Raw genomic sequence first — 15,591 nt, 5'->3', positions numbered from 1 at the left:
ATGCAAACCGCTCCCAGCACTAACATAAGCGCTCAAATGAGCGCTACTCCAGATACGATAAAGCTAGTAGCGGCAACCGCCATACCTGATACATCAATGGATGCACGCACTAGGCTGTTGCTGGAAGCACCGATTTTATCGACCTTATTGCGGCTAGGCGCACCGAATGTTTTGGTGATGGCAGCACAAGCCGCAGTGGGCTTGATCGAAACTTATTTCGTCGGCAAATTAGGTACCGATGCGCTGGCAGGTATGGCGCTGACCTTCCCTGTTGTGATGTTGATGCAAATGATGTCGGGCGGTGCAGTAGGCGGTGGGATTGCATCTGCAATTGCGCGGGCACTGGGCGCTCGGCGGCGGGCTGATGCCGATGCATTGGTGTTGCATGCAATGTTGATTGCGCTTGGATTTGGATTGACGTTTACGCTGATTGTGCTGACGGGCGGACATTGGCTGTATAGCCAGATGGGCGGCAATGGCGGCTCGCTAGATGCTGCACTCACTTATTCCAGCTGGGTATTCTCAGGTGCGGTGCTGATCTGGTTATTTAACTGCTTCGCGGCGATTATCCGGGGTACCGGCAATATGGCTTTTCCGGCGATGGTGACTTGCGTGGGAACGGTGGTATTGATTCCTTTGTCACCCTTGCTGATCTTTGGCTGGGGACCTATCCCGCCTATGGGTATTGCCGGCGGTGCGATGGCCTTGCTGGCATATTATTTTGTCGGTTGTATCGTATTTTTTATTTACCTGCGATCCAGCAAAAGCTTATTACGTCCAACTCTGGTCAACTTCACATTCCAGAAAAAATTGTTTGGCGACATTTTAAAAGTGGGATTGATCGGCGCAGTATCTACGGTTGCGACCAATGTCACCATTGGTATTGCGACGGCATTTGTAGGCAGCTTTGGCACTGCCGCGATTGCCGGTTATGGCACTGCATCAAGGCTTGAATATTTGCTGGTACCGCTGGTATTTGGCTTGGGCGGCCCATTAGTCACCATGGTCGGCACCTGCATAGGCGCAGGTCAGCATGAGCGGGCTTTGCGGGCAAGCTGGATTGGCGCTGGCATGGCGTTTGTGGTCACAGAACTGATTGGTCTATGGGCCGCATTTTTCCCGCACGCCTGGCTGAGTATTTTTAACAGCGACCCGGCGATGCTGGAAGCGGGTTCACAATATCTGCATATAGTTGGTCCAGTGTATGGCTTCTTCGGACTGGGTCTGACGCTGTATTTTTGCTCGCAAGGAGCTGGGCGTTTGATGTGGCCGTTGCTAGGTAATATTGTCCGCCTGTCGGTTGCTGGTATCGGTGGCTGGATGGCAATGCATCATAGCGGCGGCTTGGCTGGTGTATTTTTGGCGCAAGCTGTTGCGCTGGTGATTTATGGGGTAGTCAATGCGACTGCGATTGCTGGCGGCGCTTGGTTTGGCCCAATCGGATGGCCGCGCACCACCAATGGTTTGCTGCGGCGCTTGAACGATAAAAGAGCCGCGTCAGCTTAGGCGGCTCGCTTGCAAGTGATGGTTCTTAAAGCTGTTGCTCTGTGGGCTGCGGTTGTTAGAGCAACAGCAAGATTACGGCTAAAGGCACGCAGAAACGACATGCGTCCCGGTAAGCTTTGTTGAATAATTCAGTTAGCTGATCATTGAAAAAACGATCCGGTGCGCCCTTTATCATCGGCCTGAATAAACAACATGGCGGGGGATTATAAACAAGCAGTTATCTACGTAAAATTTGGCAAATTTAATATACTCCCCATTTATTTTGCCAAATATGCCTTATTGTCCAATTAATAAATGGACACTCCATATATACCTAGTGGGAGTATATTAAATTGACGATAAAAAAAAGACCTATTCTCACGCTGAATAGATGTGTTTAATCATCGCCTAACTACCCTTTTGCCCACATTCATATCGCCATCACCTAGCAACTATCGCGATGTCAGGCACGCTTTAGTAGTGCTAGTGATCAGGCAAGGGTATCCATTCCGACTCACCCGGCACCGGCGGGAACAGGCTTGTGTCCTGATTGGCCCATGCTAGTTTCGCGGCCTCTAAACGCTCCTTAGAAGTGGACACAAAATTCCACCACAAGCTGGGCGCTTTCTCCAAGGCGTCGCCGCCCAACAGCATCAAAATACTATCGGCATCGGCCTTGATCACAATATCCTCGCCAGCTTCTAGCACCAGCAGCGTGCCCGCCTCTATAGGCTGCCCATTCACAACGACGCCGCCACTGATAACGTATAAGCCTCGCTCAGCGTACGCCGCCGCTGTCGCCGGAATATCCAGCGTAGCGCCCAGATCCAGCCATGCGGCCACATATAAAGTGGGGCTATGACAAACCACTGGCGAAGTCTGGTCAAACACCCGACCTGCCAAGACATGCAGCCGCACGCCAGTCCATTCAATCCGTGGCAATTCATCCGCCGGATAATGATGGAAGGCTGGCGTAATCTCTTCATCTTTTTCCGGCAACGCTACCCACATCTGCAAACCCTGTACTGCGATGCCTTGTTCACGGATATCCTCAGGCATACGTTCTGAATGCACTATCCCGCGTCCCGCAGTCATCCAGTTAATATCTCCAGGCACAATTCGCTGCACACTACCCAGACTATCTCTGTGCATCATTGCGCCGCTAAACAAGTAGGTCACCGTTGCCAGACCAATGTGTGGATGGGGTCTAACGTCACCGGCGTGCCCACCTGGAGTGAAGAACGCCGGACCCATATGATCAAAAAATACAAACGGTCCGATGCGTCTTATCGTTGCATCCGGCAGCAAACGCTTCACTGGGAAGCCAATATCGCGGGTCTGGCCGCGAATTAATTTAATGGTCATAACAATCTCCTGAAAACGATTAAATTTAGGATTTATTAAAATTATCTCTGCAAGGTATCGTGACGATGAGATTACTTTATACGGATAAGCTGTCGTAGTTGCAATCCAACCGAACGCAGCGTGTCAGATAATGAACGTCTGAAATAGGCAAATTGCGGTTATTAGCGATCATCAAACGTACGTCTGGTTGAGACTGAGAGGTGACACTAGCGATGATGTTTTAAGGTTTGAGATGAGAGGCGGCGCGCGGCTTGCAGAGTGCTGTTCTCTCGATTGAATCGTTAAGTGCTTCACGCTTCATGGACGTCCCTACGAATCTTGGCGCTTGCCGCGAAAGCTTGACCAGCAAACGAGACCATATTTACGCGCGATGTGTCGATAGTAAAACGGACCGACCAACGAGCCGACCGCAAAGCAACCCGCCATGAACCACAAGACCTCTGCCGCTGACAAGTGATGCCTAGCCGGATGACGAAGTGTGGAGTAGAGCCACAACATCGGCGGGATTATGGCGAGGCATGCGCCACTGATAAGCCCCAAGACAATGAAACTAATACCATGCGCTGCAAAAGCACCCACGCAAACGCCATTGGGATGAATACGTTGAGCTTCTCTGCACTTGAAGCTGAATATCCCAAGGCAGTCAGGCGATTCACGATATCGTCCTCGCTCGCGTTCCTGATAGATGCCATGATCGACGTCGTATCTCGTACCGCTTGCATGGCTGACTCGTGTCCAATGGATGCGGTCATTGTGATGGCTAACGTCTTGAATTCAGCGACGCCGCAGGCATCCGCTGGAATGATTTTTTATGCGATGGCGTCATTTCGATTCCAGTAACTCAAGCGCCAGTTCGTTAAGCTCTTCCGCACGTTCACCCGGGGTAGGCTCACTCGCAAGACGTTTAAGATCATGACGAAGAAGCCGGATCAGTTCTGATGATTGAGCAACTACACCGTTAAGTATGCTGACCTTCCAAGTATCGTCATTCGACGTGAGGACTTGGCGAATGCCGGGAAAAACAACGCTTCCGGGGTTTGCAAGGAACGGTGCAAGTACTCGCGCCACTGGCCAATTTAAATCTTGTACCCACTCAAGCAGCCCAAGGTCGGAAGCATTTCCCAAAGCGACGATTATCTCTGCGGCATTTGTGTCAAATTTATCGACAGGCATCATTTGGCTGAAACATAACGCAAAAGTGATATGCACCGCGAGCTGCAGCTAACATAATGGGTAAACATTAACACGGAGTCACCATCGACTGTCTTGTTAAGTTGCATCGAACGGTAGCTCGTCGATTGAATAAATGTGCCCTTGTTCAGAAGCAGCCAAAAAATTAACATTGATCAACTTCGCCCCAATAAAAATAGCTCCGTCAATTGCACTTCCTTTAAACGATGCACCTTCAAGATTGGCCTCAGTGAAATCGCAACACTTAACGTTTCCATTCTCGAATTTCACTCTTGCAAGATTCGCCCCCCTAAAGTTTGCATTAATGAACGATCCAGAAAAATCGCTATCCATGAGCATTGCCGCTGAAAAATCCAAGCAAATACTGTCCAGGTCTAAGTCGGAAAAGGAACGCTCTCCGGCGGCATAGAGTTCGAGAATTAAGTGTGCGTCTGGATGTGCCATTTTTGAAACTTAACGCTAGGTTAACCGGCGCCCATAAGGCGTATCCGAAGCGATGCGGAGTATGGGCGTCTGCTTTGAACCTAATGTTAGGCTGGCGTGAGGACACGGTTTGTACTTGCATTTTGAGCCATTGCTGACGGAGAAGCATGAAGTTGTGAAAGCGGACTTCATAGGTTGGCCATGACAGCCGCAGCCTTGGTGAGCCACCAAAGAAATGCGATAGAGGCAATTGCATTTACAAAGCTCAACCAGAGAGGCCTTACGCAAAGAGTGAACTTCTGACGCTCAGAAATTGCAGTGACTATGAGGCTGATGATTGAATACCCACCAGTGCATATGGCGACGAAGCTGACGAGCACTGCCAGACTAAGAATTAAGACTGCAAGCGCCTCGCTGCCCACCGTAAAAGCGACAGCCATTGACGCGAGTAGTGACAGCAGAGCGAGCGCGATGAATCGATGCATGTTTGCCTAACGACTAAGTTAACCCACACGCAGCGTGGGCATCGAGCGACAAGTTAGACCGAAAAGCATGCTCTTCATCGGGTCTGTCACGGTTCTTCAAAAAGATGCCCATTCACTATTCCCTGCAACATGAAATCACTTGCGACGTTCTGTAATACATTAATAAATTACTCCAGCAAGGAAAGCGGGATAATTCGATTATCATAATTATAGCGAAGTATCGTAGTCGCTACATCTTGCGATTGCTCTCGATGAGTACGTGTAATATCAATGTCTGAAAACCCTCCAAAGGAGCCCAGCACCCATTCATACTCGTTTTCTTAATCATACTCACCGTCGACAAGCCCAATCATCTCTGCTAGCTGCTCCAATGGCAACGCAGTATGAAAGCTCAACGACAGGTAGGCTATATTCTCGTCTGTATGCATCGATTCGTAAGATGTCAAACTTCAAATAGAGTGAAAAAACTCCGCATAACCTGGCGGCTTGTCCGGGCATCCTTGCAAGCCAACCCGTCCGTAACTCCTGCTCTGTAACGCTTTCCGCTATATGCGGTACAGCACTAAATAACCAGGAAAGGCCGACAGCTTCCATGGATACCGATCGTCTCACTTCCGAACCAGTTCCAAACAACCAAAGTAGCTTATCTATCTTAAAAATTGTATTCGTGATAAGCGAGATAGTTTATGCACCGAGGAAGCTTATGTCTACTGGATTTAATCGTATGTCAGCTTTCGCCCCTATGCGGACGCTTAAGAAAATCATTTGACCAGCTCCTAAGGGCACAACCGCGACATTCACGATCTGATGCATCCTGTCAGATCGAGTGACAACTTGTACAGATCAGCGCTGTAACACAGCGGGGGGCGGTTTTGCATAAGTCCTGAAATTACTTTGATTTGCGACGGTATCAGCGTATCAGCTTGCTGCTATTCCGTTTCGTCCGCTACACTGAATCATCCTCCTAAATATCTCAGGGACTTGCTCACATCTGCATCGATTGCCGCTATGCCACTTAGTTATCTTGCTCAACTGACCTCACCTCAACGCACGGCGCAAACCAATTTGCATCTGGGTGTTGCTTTAGCCTGTAATGCTGGCGCGCTTAATGCCGGTGGATTTTTGGCGGTGGGGCAATACACCTCGCACATGACGGGGATCGTCTCCTCAGCTGCAGATGACATTATTTTAGGCCGGCTGATACCCGCATTTGCGGCATTGCTGATGCTTGCTGCGTTTATCTCAGGATCGGCCAGCACCGCGATTATCGTCAACTATGCCAAACGCAATACGCCGGACTATATCTACACACCGGTATTACTTTTAGAAGCTAGTTTGCTTTTACTATTTGGTCTAGTCGGTACGACATTGCGCCAGCATGAAGTGATCACGGTATCGTTCACCGCGGTATTGTTGTGCTATGTGATGGGATTACAAAATGCGCTGATTACTAAAATTTCTAACGCAGAAATCCGTACCACGCATGTCACGGGTTTAGTCACAGATATAGGGATTGAATTGGGTAAATTAATTTACTGGAACCGTAACAAAACCATCCCCAGTCAATCGGAAGTCGTCGCCAATCGCACTAAATTAAAAATACAATCAATGCTGATCTCGGCATTTTTTATTGGAGGCTTAGTCGGCGCAGCAGGATTCAAATATCTGGGATTTATTTCTACTTTGCCGCTGGCGATTGCGCTGGTGACTTTATCTTTGGCGCCACGATTTAAATCCTCATAAAAAAACCGCCAGTAATTTCTCACTAGCGGTTTTGTTTGATTTTTCCTCGGATTTTAATCCAGCTTAGCGGCGTGCTCACGGGTCGCATGGAACACCACACCAGGCCAACGTTCTTGTGTCAACTTTAAATTGACACCGGAGGTCGCCAGATAAGCCATATTGCCAGCAGCATCAAAAGCGATATTACCGCCAGCGCTGGAGCGTTCAAAATCAGCCAGCATTTTTTTATCGTCGCAAGTAATCCACCGGGCGCTGCTGATGCTGGTACCTTCAAACACAGCATCGACACCATATTCATTTTTAAGCCTGCTTGCTACCACTTCAAACTGCAATACTCCAACCGCGCCCAATACCAAATCGCTGCTGACCACGGGCTTAAATACTTGTACCGCGCCCTCCTCACCCAGCTGCTGTAAACCCTTTTGCAATTGCTTGATTTTCAGTGGATTCAGAATCCGTGCTGTGCGAAAAAAATCAGGTGCAAAGTAAGGAATCCCTGTGAACTGCAATAATTCGCCCTCAGAGAAACTATCGCCAATTTGCATATTGCCGTGATTCGGCAAACCGATAATATCGCCTGCATACGCTTCTTCCACCTGCTCGCGGGAAGACGCCATAAAGGTTACGACAGAAGATACTTTGATCTCGCGGTTCAAGCGTAAATGCTTGAGTTTCATGCCGCGCTCAAAACGCCCAGAACAAACCCGTAAGAAGGCGATACGGTCACGGTGAGCGGGATCCATATTCGCTTGAATTTTAAAAATAAATCCAGTGAACGGCACCTCTTTTGGTGCTACCGAACGCACGCTGGCATCACGCTCACGCGGTGCCGGCGCCCAATCCAGCAAGGCATTGAGAATCTCGCGCACGCCAAAGTTATTGATTGCAGAACCAAAGAAGACAGGCGTCTGAACACCTGCCAAAAAATCATCCAGACTAAACGGATGGGAGGCGCCGTGCACCAGTTCCACTTCCATTTTTAACTGTTCAATTTCTAGCGGGAACATTTCTGCCAGACGAGGATTGTTGATTCCGCTGACGACTTCAAATTCTTGATCAGCACGCTCGCTACCTGGTGTGAAGAGCAAAATTTCATCGCGCAGAATATGGTACACACCGCGGAAGGTTTTACCCATTCCGATCGGCCATGTCACTGGTGCACACTTAATTTTTAATACTGATTCCAACTCATCGAGCAATTCCAGAGGATCGCGGGTTTCACGATCCATCTTGTTGACAAAGGTGATGATCGGCGTATTGCGCATGCGGCATACATTTAGCAGCTTGAGGGTTTGCTCCTCCACACCCTTAGCAGCGTCAATCACCATCAAGGCAGAATCAACTGCCGTTAATACACGATAAGTATCTTCAGAAAAATCCTGGTGGCCTGGTGTGTCTAGCAAATTGACGACGTGATCACGATATTCAAACTGCATCACGGAGGATGCGACAGAAATGCCGCGCTGCTTTTCAATCTCCATCCAGTCCGAGGTGGCATGGCGACCGCTCTTACGCGCTTTGACCGTACCCGCTAACTGAATCGCACCGGAAAACATCAAAAGTTTTTCGGTCAGCGTGGTTTTACCCGCGTCTGGGTGAGAAATAATGCCAAAAGTACGGCGACGCTCAACCTCGCGGTTAATCAAATCACTGGAAACGGTGACAGAGGGCTGAATTGCTTCAGAATCGGCGGGAGAATTGAGGTCAGACACGGTATTGGCCAAATTAAACAAAAGCTTACAAGTTTAACGGTGTTTGGGGTTTGTGTCGAATTGTGGATAAGACACGCCATAGTTTTTTATCTCGCCAGTTTATTTACGCTCAATAAAATATACGCCGTTTGATTGTGCTGATAAGTTGTGCTGACAGTTATTGAAAATGAGCTATTTGGCATTAATAAAGCAGCAGGACTTAATCAAGAAGATGTGCTTTTGTCACATCCGCGCATTGCTGAATAACCCAATTTTTGGCATCTTCGTAGTTTTCAAAAAACTGGATCGGGCAAACGCCTTTATAGAATTTTTCATAAACTGGTTCGATAAAGTTACGTCCTTCAACATCTTGTTTTGCCACAAATGCGCTGCAAACCAAATGACGCTTATCTACTGCAATTTGTGCTCTGTAAGCTAATGTTTCCAAGGCTTCGCGAGAACACAGCAAAGAATCATGCATGATCCCTACCGTGCCCCATAGTCCTTTTGCAGAAAGTTCTTCAATATGCGGCATCATCGCGTTAAACCACGCGTCCAGTAGTTCAATATTCCATTGCCCACGCACTTCTGACACCAATACCTGGCCATCAATATAAGTAGTAAAGTTTCCGTGTGGTCGCATACATTCTTTTGGAAAATAGAACAATAAAATTGCAGCAATACCGATATTATTTTTCAGATTATTGGTAGCGCAATTGAGACAGGGCGATTCTGATATTAATTGGAAGTATTTATTATATTCTTCCATCACGAACTCTACTCTCGTTCAAATGAGAATAATGTCAATGATGGTTAAAAGTTTGGTGTAAATCATCATTCAGGAAATAGTATGGAATAGGACTTACGCGAAACCGCTCCAGCTGCGTTTTAGCCCCTAGCTGCACTAAAGTACTATCTTCGTCGCTAGGCCTTGACGGGACAATTTTGCGTAAGTCCTATGGAAATCCGATGTTGTGATTTAAAAAATGAACAATAAGTTTGGAAGTTAAGAGTTGTCTACGAAATTAGGGGAAGTCCAGACAACACCTTCAGCGATGCATTAGGTTTTGCATGGATTTGTAACGATGTAGTGGAATTCTCGGTTTAACGACGGTCTATGCAAAAAAATGGTTTAATCTTTCCCGCAGAAAAGAAGTTGCGATAATAGCTTTGACTAGAATTAAACCATGTCTTTACTGAAACTCATTAATTACCCTCTTAATCAAAATTATTTGGATACCTCGGACATCGTATGCCTACACGCCTTAATAACTCTATGCAGAACCGCAGTAATAAACGAATAAATTCAAAGATAATGGCTGGCATGCTAGCTAGCCTGGTTTATTTACCTCAACTGGCTTTTGCCTGGGGCGCTGACGGGCACCAAACAGTAGGCGCGATTGCCGATGCGATGCTGGTCGGGACTAAGGCGGGTGAAAAAGTTAAATCCATTTTGGGCAATCGCAGTCTGGAGCTAGTATCCGTATGGGCTGATTGTGCAAAAGGTATCAGCCCTGAAAAAGACTACGCTTACACCGTGCCAGGACGCTATCCAGAATGTCAGCCATTTGAAAATCCGGAAGACATCAAGGCACTGGCTGATTTTGTCCGTCGCAATCAAAGCAACTGTAACCCGGCCGCGGATGAAGAAAGCTGTCACAAACAATATCACTACTCCGATGTGAGCTTGCAGCACGACCACTACAAAACAGGTTACACAGGAACCAGCGATCATGATGTAGTGCACGCGATTCAGGCAAGTATCGATGTGCTGAGCGGCAAACCGGCACCAGCACCATTTAGCATTAAAGATCCGCGCGAAGCCTTAGAGTTGCTGACACATTATGTTGGCGATATCCACCAGCCTTTGCATGTAGGTTCGATTTATCTTGATGCAGACGGTAAAATCATTAATCCCGACGACACGCAATATGACAAAACATCTAATACCATTGGCGGCAATGCCTTAAATTGCCCTTGTGGTAATTTACATTCGCTGTGGGACGATGTGCCGCTAAATTTTAAGCGCGGCAGGATGAACGAATCATTGGCGAAAAAAGCGAAAACTGTTGCCGTAGATGCAGCGCCAATACAAGAATGGCCAGTGCTGTGGGCAGACGAATCGATCCGCAACGCCCGTCTGGTTTTTGGCGGCGCGCAATTTAGTCAGCGTACACCCAACGTCAAAGGAAATAATTGGTCTATCGCCTTACCGTTAGCGTATGAAAAAACCATGTATAACGTCAAAGAAGATGCGTTGACGAAAGCTGGCGCTCATCTGGCGCAAGTATTACAAGCCATCTGGCCAGAATAATTTTCATCTGAATCACAATACGGCGCTTTTTAGCTCTATGCTATAGCGCCTTTAGTTTCAACAGCTATCGCCAGTTATCGTCAATTGTCATCAGCAGTCCCCAATAGTTCTCGTCCGGCATTTACTTTGATTTTTTCTATACTTTCCTACTTTCAGGAGCACGCATGTCTTTCACCCCAATCCGCTGGATAAAAAACAGCATTGTTTTTGTCTGGAATGCTCTGGATTTTGGCCGCCGCCTTATTCTTAATTTAATCTTGCTGACTCTGATTATCGTGATTGCCATTGGTATTTTCTCTGGCCCAGGAAAAAAATTGGATGATAAAACTGCGCTGATGCTGACGTTAAAAGGCAGCCTGGTTGAACAAAACGCCGGTAGCGCACGCGATACTTTGCTGGCAGAAGCCCAAGGTACGGCACAAAAAACGATGCAGCTACGAGATATTTTGGCGGTGCTGGACAGCGCATCCAAAGACCCAAAGATTACTAGTTTGGTCCTCATGACAGATGAGATGCAAGGCGCAGGTTTGCCGATGTTGCGCGAAGTCGCTGCGGCGATTGATCGCTTTAAAGCTAGCGGCAAAACCGTAGTGGCTTGGGGCTCCAGTTTTGATCAGCGCCAATATTTTTTAGCCTCGCATGCGACTGAAGTGTATATGCACCCAATGGGTAATGTGATGCTGACTGGCTTTGGTCGCTATCGCAATTACTACCGCGATGCGCTCGACAAACTCGGCATCACAGTCAACTTGATTAAGGTCGGTACTTATAAGAGTTTTGCCGAGCCTTATATCGCCAACGAACCGTCGGCCGCAGCAACTGAAGCTGAAAGTTATTTGTATAACGCGATGTGGGCAAGTTATACCGGCGATGTAGAAAAAGCCCGTAAATTACCCGCTGGTAGCATCATGCAAGGCATCAATCAATTACCCGATTTGCTAAAAGCGACTAACGGTGACGCAGCAAAAATGGCGGTCAATGCCAAGCTGTTGGATGGTCTGAAAACCCGTGATGAAATTCGCCAGTTAATGATTTCCAAAGGTGCTCGCGATGATCAGAACAAGAGTTTTAAGCAAGTAGCATTTGACGATTATCTGGCCTCACTAAGACCAAAAATTCTGGGCGATGCCATCGGTGTTGTCATCGCTTCTGGCGAGATCAGCGAAGGGATGGCGCCACCGGGAGCGATTGGCGGCCTCTCTACTGCCAACCTGATCCGCAAAGCGCGCGAGGATGACCAGATCAAAGCAATCGTTCTGCGTGTTGATTCCCCTGGCGGCAGCGCCTTTGGTTCGGAACTAATCCGTCGCGAACTGGAGTTGACCCGTAGTGCAGGCAAACCGGTAGTCGTCTCTATGGGTAACGTAGCAGCATCTGGCGGCTATTGGATATCGATGGCATCTGACGAAGTGATCGCCGACGCGACCACAGTCACTGGATCAATCGGTGTATTCGCTATCTTGCCAACTGCTGACAAAGCCTTGGATAAAATCGGCGTACATACTGGTGGCACAACCACAACCTGGCTGGCGGACGGCTTCAATCCGCTACGTCCGCTGGACCCTAAATTTGGTGAAGTGATACAAGCCAGCATCAACCACATCTATGATGATTTCACTACCAAAGCAGCCAAGGCGCGCAAAACTACGCCAGAGAAAATTGATGCAGTAGCACAAGGGCGTGTCTGGACAGGTCAGCAAGCCAAAGATCGCGGTTTGGTCGACACGGTTGGCACCTATGGCGATGCTCTGGCATCGGCAGCCAAGCGCGCTAAACTCGGTGCGGATTACCGCACTGTGTATATTGAGCGCGAGCCATCCAAATTTGATCGCGTCTTCAGTATGTTTGGTACATCCGTCGCAAAAGCATTTGCTACCGTATTAAACGACCAATTCAAAATGGCGATTGTCCCGACTGGCTTACCACCAGAATCCGCCATGCAGATGGCAAAAGAATTGAGCTGGTTATCTGACATCAATAAAGGTAACAAAGGCTATGCGGCGATGACACATTGTCTGTGCAGCGTCCCTTAATAACCGGATGTAGCACGATGATCTGGCTCGATTTGATTCTGTCTGACTTGATTTGATGTAGCTCTGCCAGAACGAGTAAGGGTAAAAACTAAAAAGGGTAAGCAATAAGATGCTTGCCCTTTTTTTCGTCCAAAATCTAAGTGCCGAATTTCTATCGGCAAAGTTTAAGTGGGAATACGTTTGGTGACTCGGATAGAAATTCTGGGATAATGCATGGTCTTCACTAAGATACTTCATTTCTTATCCTGTCTTCTTACTCAAGCATCCACACTATGTTCACACCACCTAGCGCCAGCACCAAGCCCGATTACCAATTACTTGTTCGCCAAGTGATCAGCATTTTGGAAGGCGAAACCGATCTCACCGCCAACGCGGCACAATTTTCTGCACTGGTTTATGACACCATCGCTGATTTAAATTGGGCAGGTTTTTATCTGGTAAAGCCGGCCAAAGCATCGGCGCCTAGTGCCAATACAAACAAGCAAGAATTATTGGTCGGCCCTTTCCAAGGCAAAGTTGCTTGCGCCCGGATCGCATTTGGCAAAGGTGTTTGCGGTACATCAGCAGCAGAACGCAAAACAATACTGGTACCCGACGTGCATGCGTTCCCTGGCCATATCGCCTGTGACTCGGCATCGAATTCGGAGATCGTTATTCCCGTGATCAAGAACGGTGAATTGTTTGGCGTGTTCGACATCGACAGCCCAAGTCTGAACCGGTTTAGCGCAGAAGATCAGCAAGGATTAGAGGCGATGGTTGCGGCGTTTGTCGATGCGACGGATTTTAGCTAAGGCTGAAATAGCTGTCTGTATAAAATCTAAACCCAGATTTTCCATTGGGATTTGAGCTAATGGAAATCTGGGTTTATTTGTCTGGAACTATCTGAACTGTTCTACGCTATTTCAATGTATCTCAAAATAGAAAAACAATATACTGGGTATATGTATCATAATTAGATGTCGTATTATCCAATTATTATTTGGACGACTCATAAAAATTAGCGCATACTCCCCATAATTCACCTCATAAGCACCCAGATCAAGCTTGCAGAGTGTTTTGAAATTCGGCTTTAAAATTCAACTTTAAAACTGTCATCTCAAAACATCAAAATTCAATCTCAAGCCTTCAGCTTTCTCGCCTCTTCTTCGTACAACTCTTTCTTTGATAACTTACCTACCGGCGTCTTCGGCAAGTCAGCCCGAATTTCCATGGTTTGCAACATCTCGTGTTTACCTAGTTTGTCTTTCAAAAAGTGTTTCAATTCGTCTAAAGTAAATGCGGCAGCACCGGTTTTGAGTTTGATAAATGCTTTTGGCGATTGACCACGATAGGCGTCCGGTATGCCGATTACACTGACCTCGGCAACCGATGGATGCTCATAAATCGCTTCTTCAATATTGCGTGGATAGACGTTGTAACCACCGCATAAGATCATATCTTTGGTGCGATCCACGATGTAGACAAAACCGTCTTCATCCATGTAGCCGACATCACCTGTACGGAAAAATCCATCAGAGGTAAAGGACTCTGCGGTCGCTTCTGGCTTCTTCCAATAGCCCTTCATGATATTGGCACCCGCAACACAAATCTCGCCACGCTCGCCTATGCCCACATACTTGCGAGCATCATCCACGCTGGCAAATTTAAAATTAATCCCCGGTGCTGGCAAGCCGCAAGACCCTGCTTTGCGCTTACTAAATAGCGAAGTAAACGTACCCGTTGGTGAGGTCTCTGTCATACCCCAGCCTTCAAGCAAACTACAACCAGTAATGCTCTGAAATTGCTGCAATACTTCCGCTGGCAAAGGTGCGCCGCCGGAGTTGCAAAACTTCAACGAACTCAGATCGTATTGTTTGATATCGGGATAATTGATGATGGCGGTATACATTGTCGGCACACCTGGGAAGATGGTGATTTTTTTACCGGCCAGATCTTTCACTACGGCTTCCACATCAAATCGGGTATGCAAAAATATCTCTGCGCCCATAGAGACGCCAAACAACATATCGACGGTTAAAGCATAAATATGGAACAGCGGCAGCACCGCCAGAACCCGCTCTGCACCTTCGGTCAGAATCGGCGGGCTAACATTCAGCGTCTCTTTGATCTGGCTGCATGCTGTCGTTAAGTTTGCATGCGTCAGCATGGCACCTTTAGGCAAACCTGTCGTGCCGCCGGTGTACTGTAAAACGGCGATCGCATCTTTGGGATCGGTCGCTACAATCGCCTTGAACTTTGCTTCGCCTGCTAACAATTGGGCAAATTGCACATGCTGCGCATCATCAGGAATTGCGCACAGTTGTTGCGCTTTCTCCAGATTGGCATGTACGGCGTCGGGGTAAGGCGACATCTCGGCGATGTTGCCGATAATCAGTTTTTTCAGGCGCGTATGGCCGAGCATTTTTGCCATCTGCGGATATAGCATGATCATATCGAGCGTGACCAGCAAGTCAGTCTCACTGTCGGCGATTTTATGCTCCAGAACTTTTTCCGCATCCAGCGGTGAGTAATTGACAACCGTACCGCCCGCTTTTAATACGGCAAAAAAACTGATCACGTAGTGCGGCGTATTCGGTAAAAACAAACCAACATGCACACCAGGCTTGACACCCAATTGCTGAAATCCTGCGGCGGCTTTTTCGACCAAGGCATGCAACTCACGGTAGCTGGTCTTTTTACCCATGAAGTCGAGAGCCGGATGATCAGGCCATTTTTCCAAGGCATGATCAAGCAATTGTGGCACTGGCATAACCGGTAACTCTGCGTCCCAGCGGACACCAGCTGGGTAGGATGCGATCCAAGGAAAATCTGTCATTGTCTCTCTCACTTTGTTGGAAATGAAATCTGTTTATTTATAATTA

At 47.7% G+C, this 15,591-nt stretch carries 13 protein-coding genes; 6 read left to right on the top strand and 7 right to left on the bottom strand.

The window, feature by feature from the left end; genetic code table 11:
• Positions 1-36: 36 nt before the first annotated feature.
• Positions 37-1,506 (top strand): MATE family efflux transporter, encoded by a 1,470-nt coding sequence (locus QN395_RS07635; protein WP_322119555.1) that lies wholly within the window; start codon positions 37-39, stop codon positions 1,504-1,506.
• Between the two features lie 462 nt (positions 1,507-1,968).
• Here QN395_RS07635 and QN395_RS07630 read toward each other — a convergent pair whose 3' ends face one another.
• The 4 genes from QN395_RS07630 to QN395_RS07615 all read right to left on the bottom strand — a co-directional run bounded on the left by QN395_RS07630 (position 1,969) and on the right by QN395_RS07615 (position 4,485).
• The gene (locus QN395_RS07630) at positions 1,969-2,850 is read right to left on the bottom strand and encodes a pirin family protein (protein WP_322119556.1); all 882 of its coding nucleotides are present in this window, start codon (positions 2,848-2,850) and stop codon (positions 1,969-1,971) included.
• Between the two features lie 506 nt (positions 2,851-3,356).
• Positions 3,357-3,602 carry a hypothetical protein gene (locus tag QN395_RS07625; protein ID WP_322119557.1) on the bottom strand — a complete coding sequence of 82 codons (246 nt, stop codon included), beginning with the start codon at positions 3,600-3,602 and terminating at the stop codon, positions 3,357-3,359.
• 70 nt (positions 3,603-3,672) lie between these two features.
• Positions 3,673-4,026, bottom strand: a complete 354-nt coding sequence (locus tag QN395_RS07620; RefSeq protein WP_323492217.1) for a DUF5071 domain-containing protein — start codon at positions 4,024-4,026, stop codon at positions 3,673-3,675.
• A 93-nt stretch (positions 4,027-4,119) separates the two neighbouring features.
• The gene (locus tag QN395_RS07615; protein WP_322119559.1) at positions 4,120-4,485 is read right to left on the bottom strand and encodes a pentapeptide repeat-containing protein; all 366 of its coding nucleotides are present in this window, start codon (positions 4,483-4,485) and stop codon (positions 4,120-4,122) included.
• Between the two features lie 312 nt (positions 4,486-4,797).
• Between QN395_RS07615 and QN395_RS07610 the strand changes: the two genes are divergently transcribed.
• Both QN395_RS07610 and QN395_RS07605 read left to right on the top strand, forming a co-directional pair.
• Complete coding sequence (locus QN395_RS07610) at positions 4,798-4,959, top strand: hypothetical protein (RefSeq protein ID WP_322119560.1); 162 nt, start codon at positions 4,798-4,800, stop codon at positions 4,957-4,959.
• Between the two features lie 998 nt (positions 4,960-5,957).
• Positions 5,958-6,692 (top strand): YoaK family protein, encoded by a 735-nt coding sequence (locus tag QN395_RS07605; protein ID WP_322121614.1) that lies wholly within the window; start codon positions 5,958-5,960, stop codon positions 6,690-6,692.
• A 53-nt stretch (positions 6,693-6,745) separates the two neighbouring features.
• Here the strand turns inward: QN395_RS07605 and QN395_RS07600 are convergent, their stop codons facing one another.
• A complete protein-coding gene (locus tag QN395_RS07600; RefSeq protein WP_322121615.1) occupies positions 6,746-8,368 on the bottom strand; it encodes a peptide chain release factor 3 in 1,623 nt (540 codons plus the stop codon).
• Between the two features lie 235 nt (positions 8,369-8,603).
• Positions 8,604-9,152 carry a hypothetical protein gene (locus QN395_RS07595; protein WP_322119561.1) on the bottom strand — a complete coding sequence of 183 codons (549 nt, stop codon included), beginning with the start codon at positions 9,150-9,152 and terminating at the stop codon, positions 8,604-8,606.
• Positions 9,153-9,635: 483 nt separating this feature from the next.
• On the opposite strand from QN395_RS07595, the gene QN395_RS07590 reads away from it, so the two are divergent.
• The 3 genes from QN395_RS07590 to QN395_RS07580 all read left to right on the top strand — a co-directional run bounded on the left by QN395_RS07590 (position 9,636) and on the right by QN395_RS07580 (position 13,521).
• Complete coding sequence (locus tag QN395_RS07590; RefSeq protein WP_322119562.1) at positions 9,636-10,697, top strand: S1/P1 nuclease; 1,062 nt, start codon at positions 9,636-9,638, stop codon at positions 10,695-10,697.
• 164 nt (positions 10,698-10,861) lie between these two features.
• Positions 10,862-12,730 carry a signal peptide peptidase SppA gene (sppA, locus tag QN395_RS07585; protein WP_322119563.1) on the top strand — a complete coding sequence of 623 codons (1,869 nt, stop codon included), beginning with the start codon at positions 10,862-10,864 and terminating at the stop codon, positions 12,728-12,730.
• A 272-nt stretch (positions 12,731-13,002) separates the two neighbouring features.
• Positions 13,003-13,521, top strand: a complete 519-nt coding sequence (locus tag QN395_RS07580; protein WP_322119564.1) for a GAF domain-containing protein — start codon at positions 13,003-13,005, stop codon at positions 13,519-13,521.
• 326 nt (positions 13,522-13,847) lie between these two features.
• On the opposite strand, the gene QN395_RS07575 is transcribed toward QN395_RS07580, so the two are convergent.
• Positions 13,848-15,545, bottom strand: coding sequence for a long-chain fatty acid--CoA ligase (locus QN395_RS07575; RefSeq protein ID WP_322119565.1), 1,698 nt, complete (start codon positions 15,543-15,545; stop codon positions 13,848-13,850).
• Between the last annotated feature and the right edge of the window lie 46 nt (positions 15,546-15,591).

The organism is Undibacterium sp. RTI2.2 (assembly GCF_035018705.1).
Lineage (GTDB): Bacteria > Pseudomonadota > Gammaproteobacteria > Burkholderiales > Burkholderiaceae_D > Undibacterium.
This window is presented reverse-complemented; position numbering and strand designations above follow the sequence as displayed.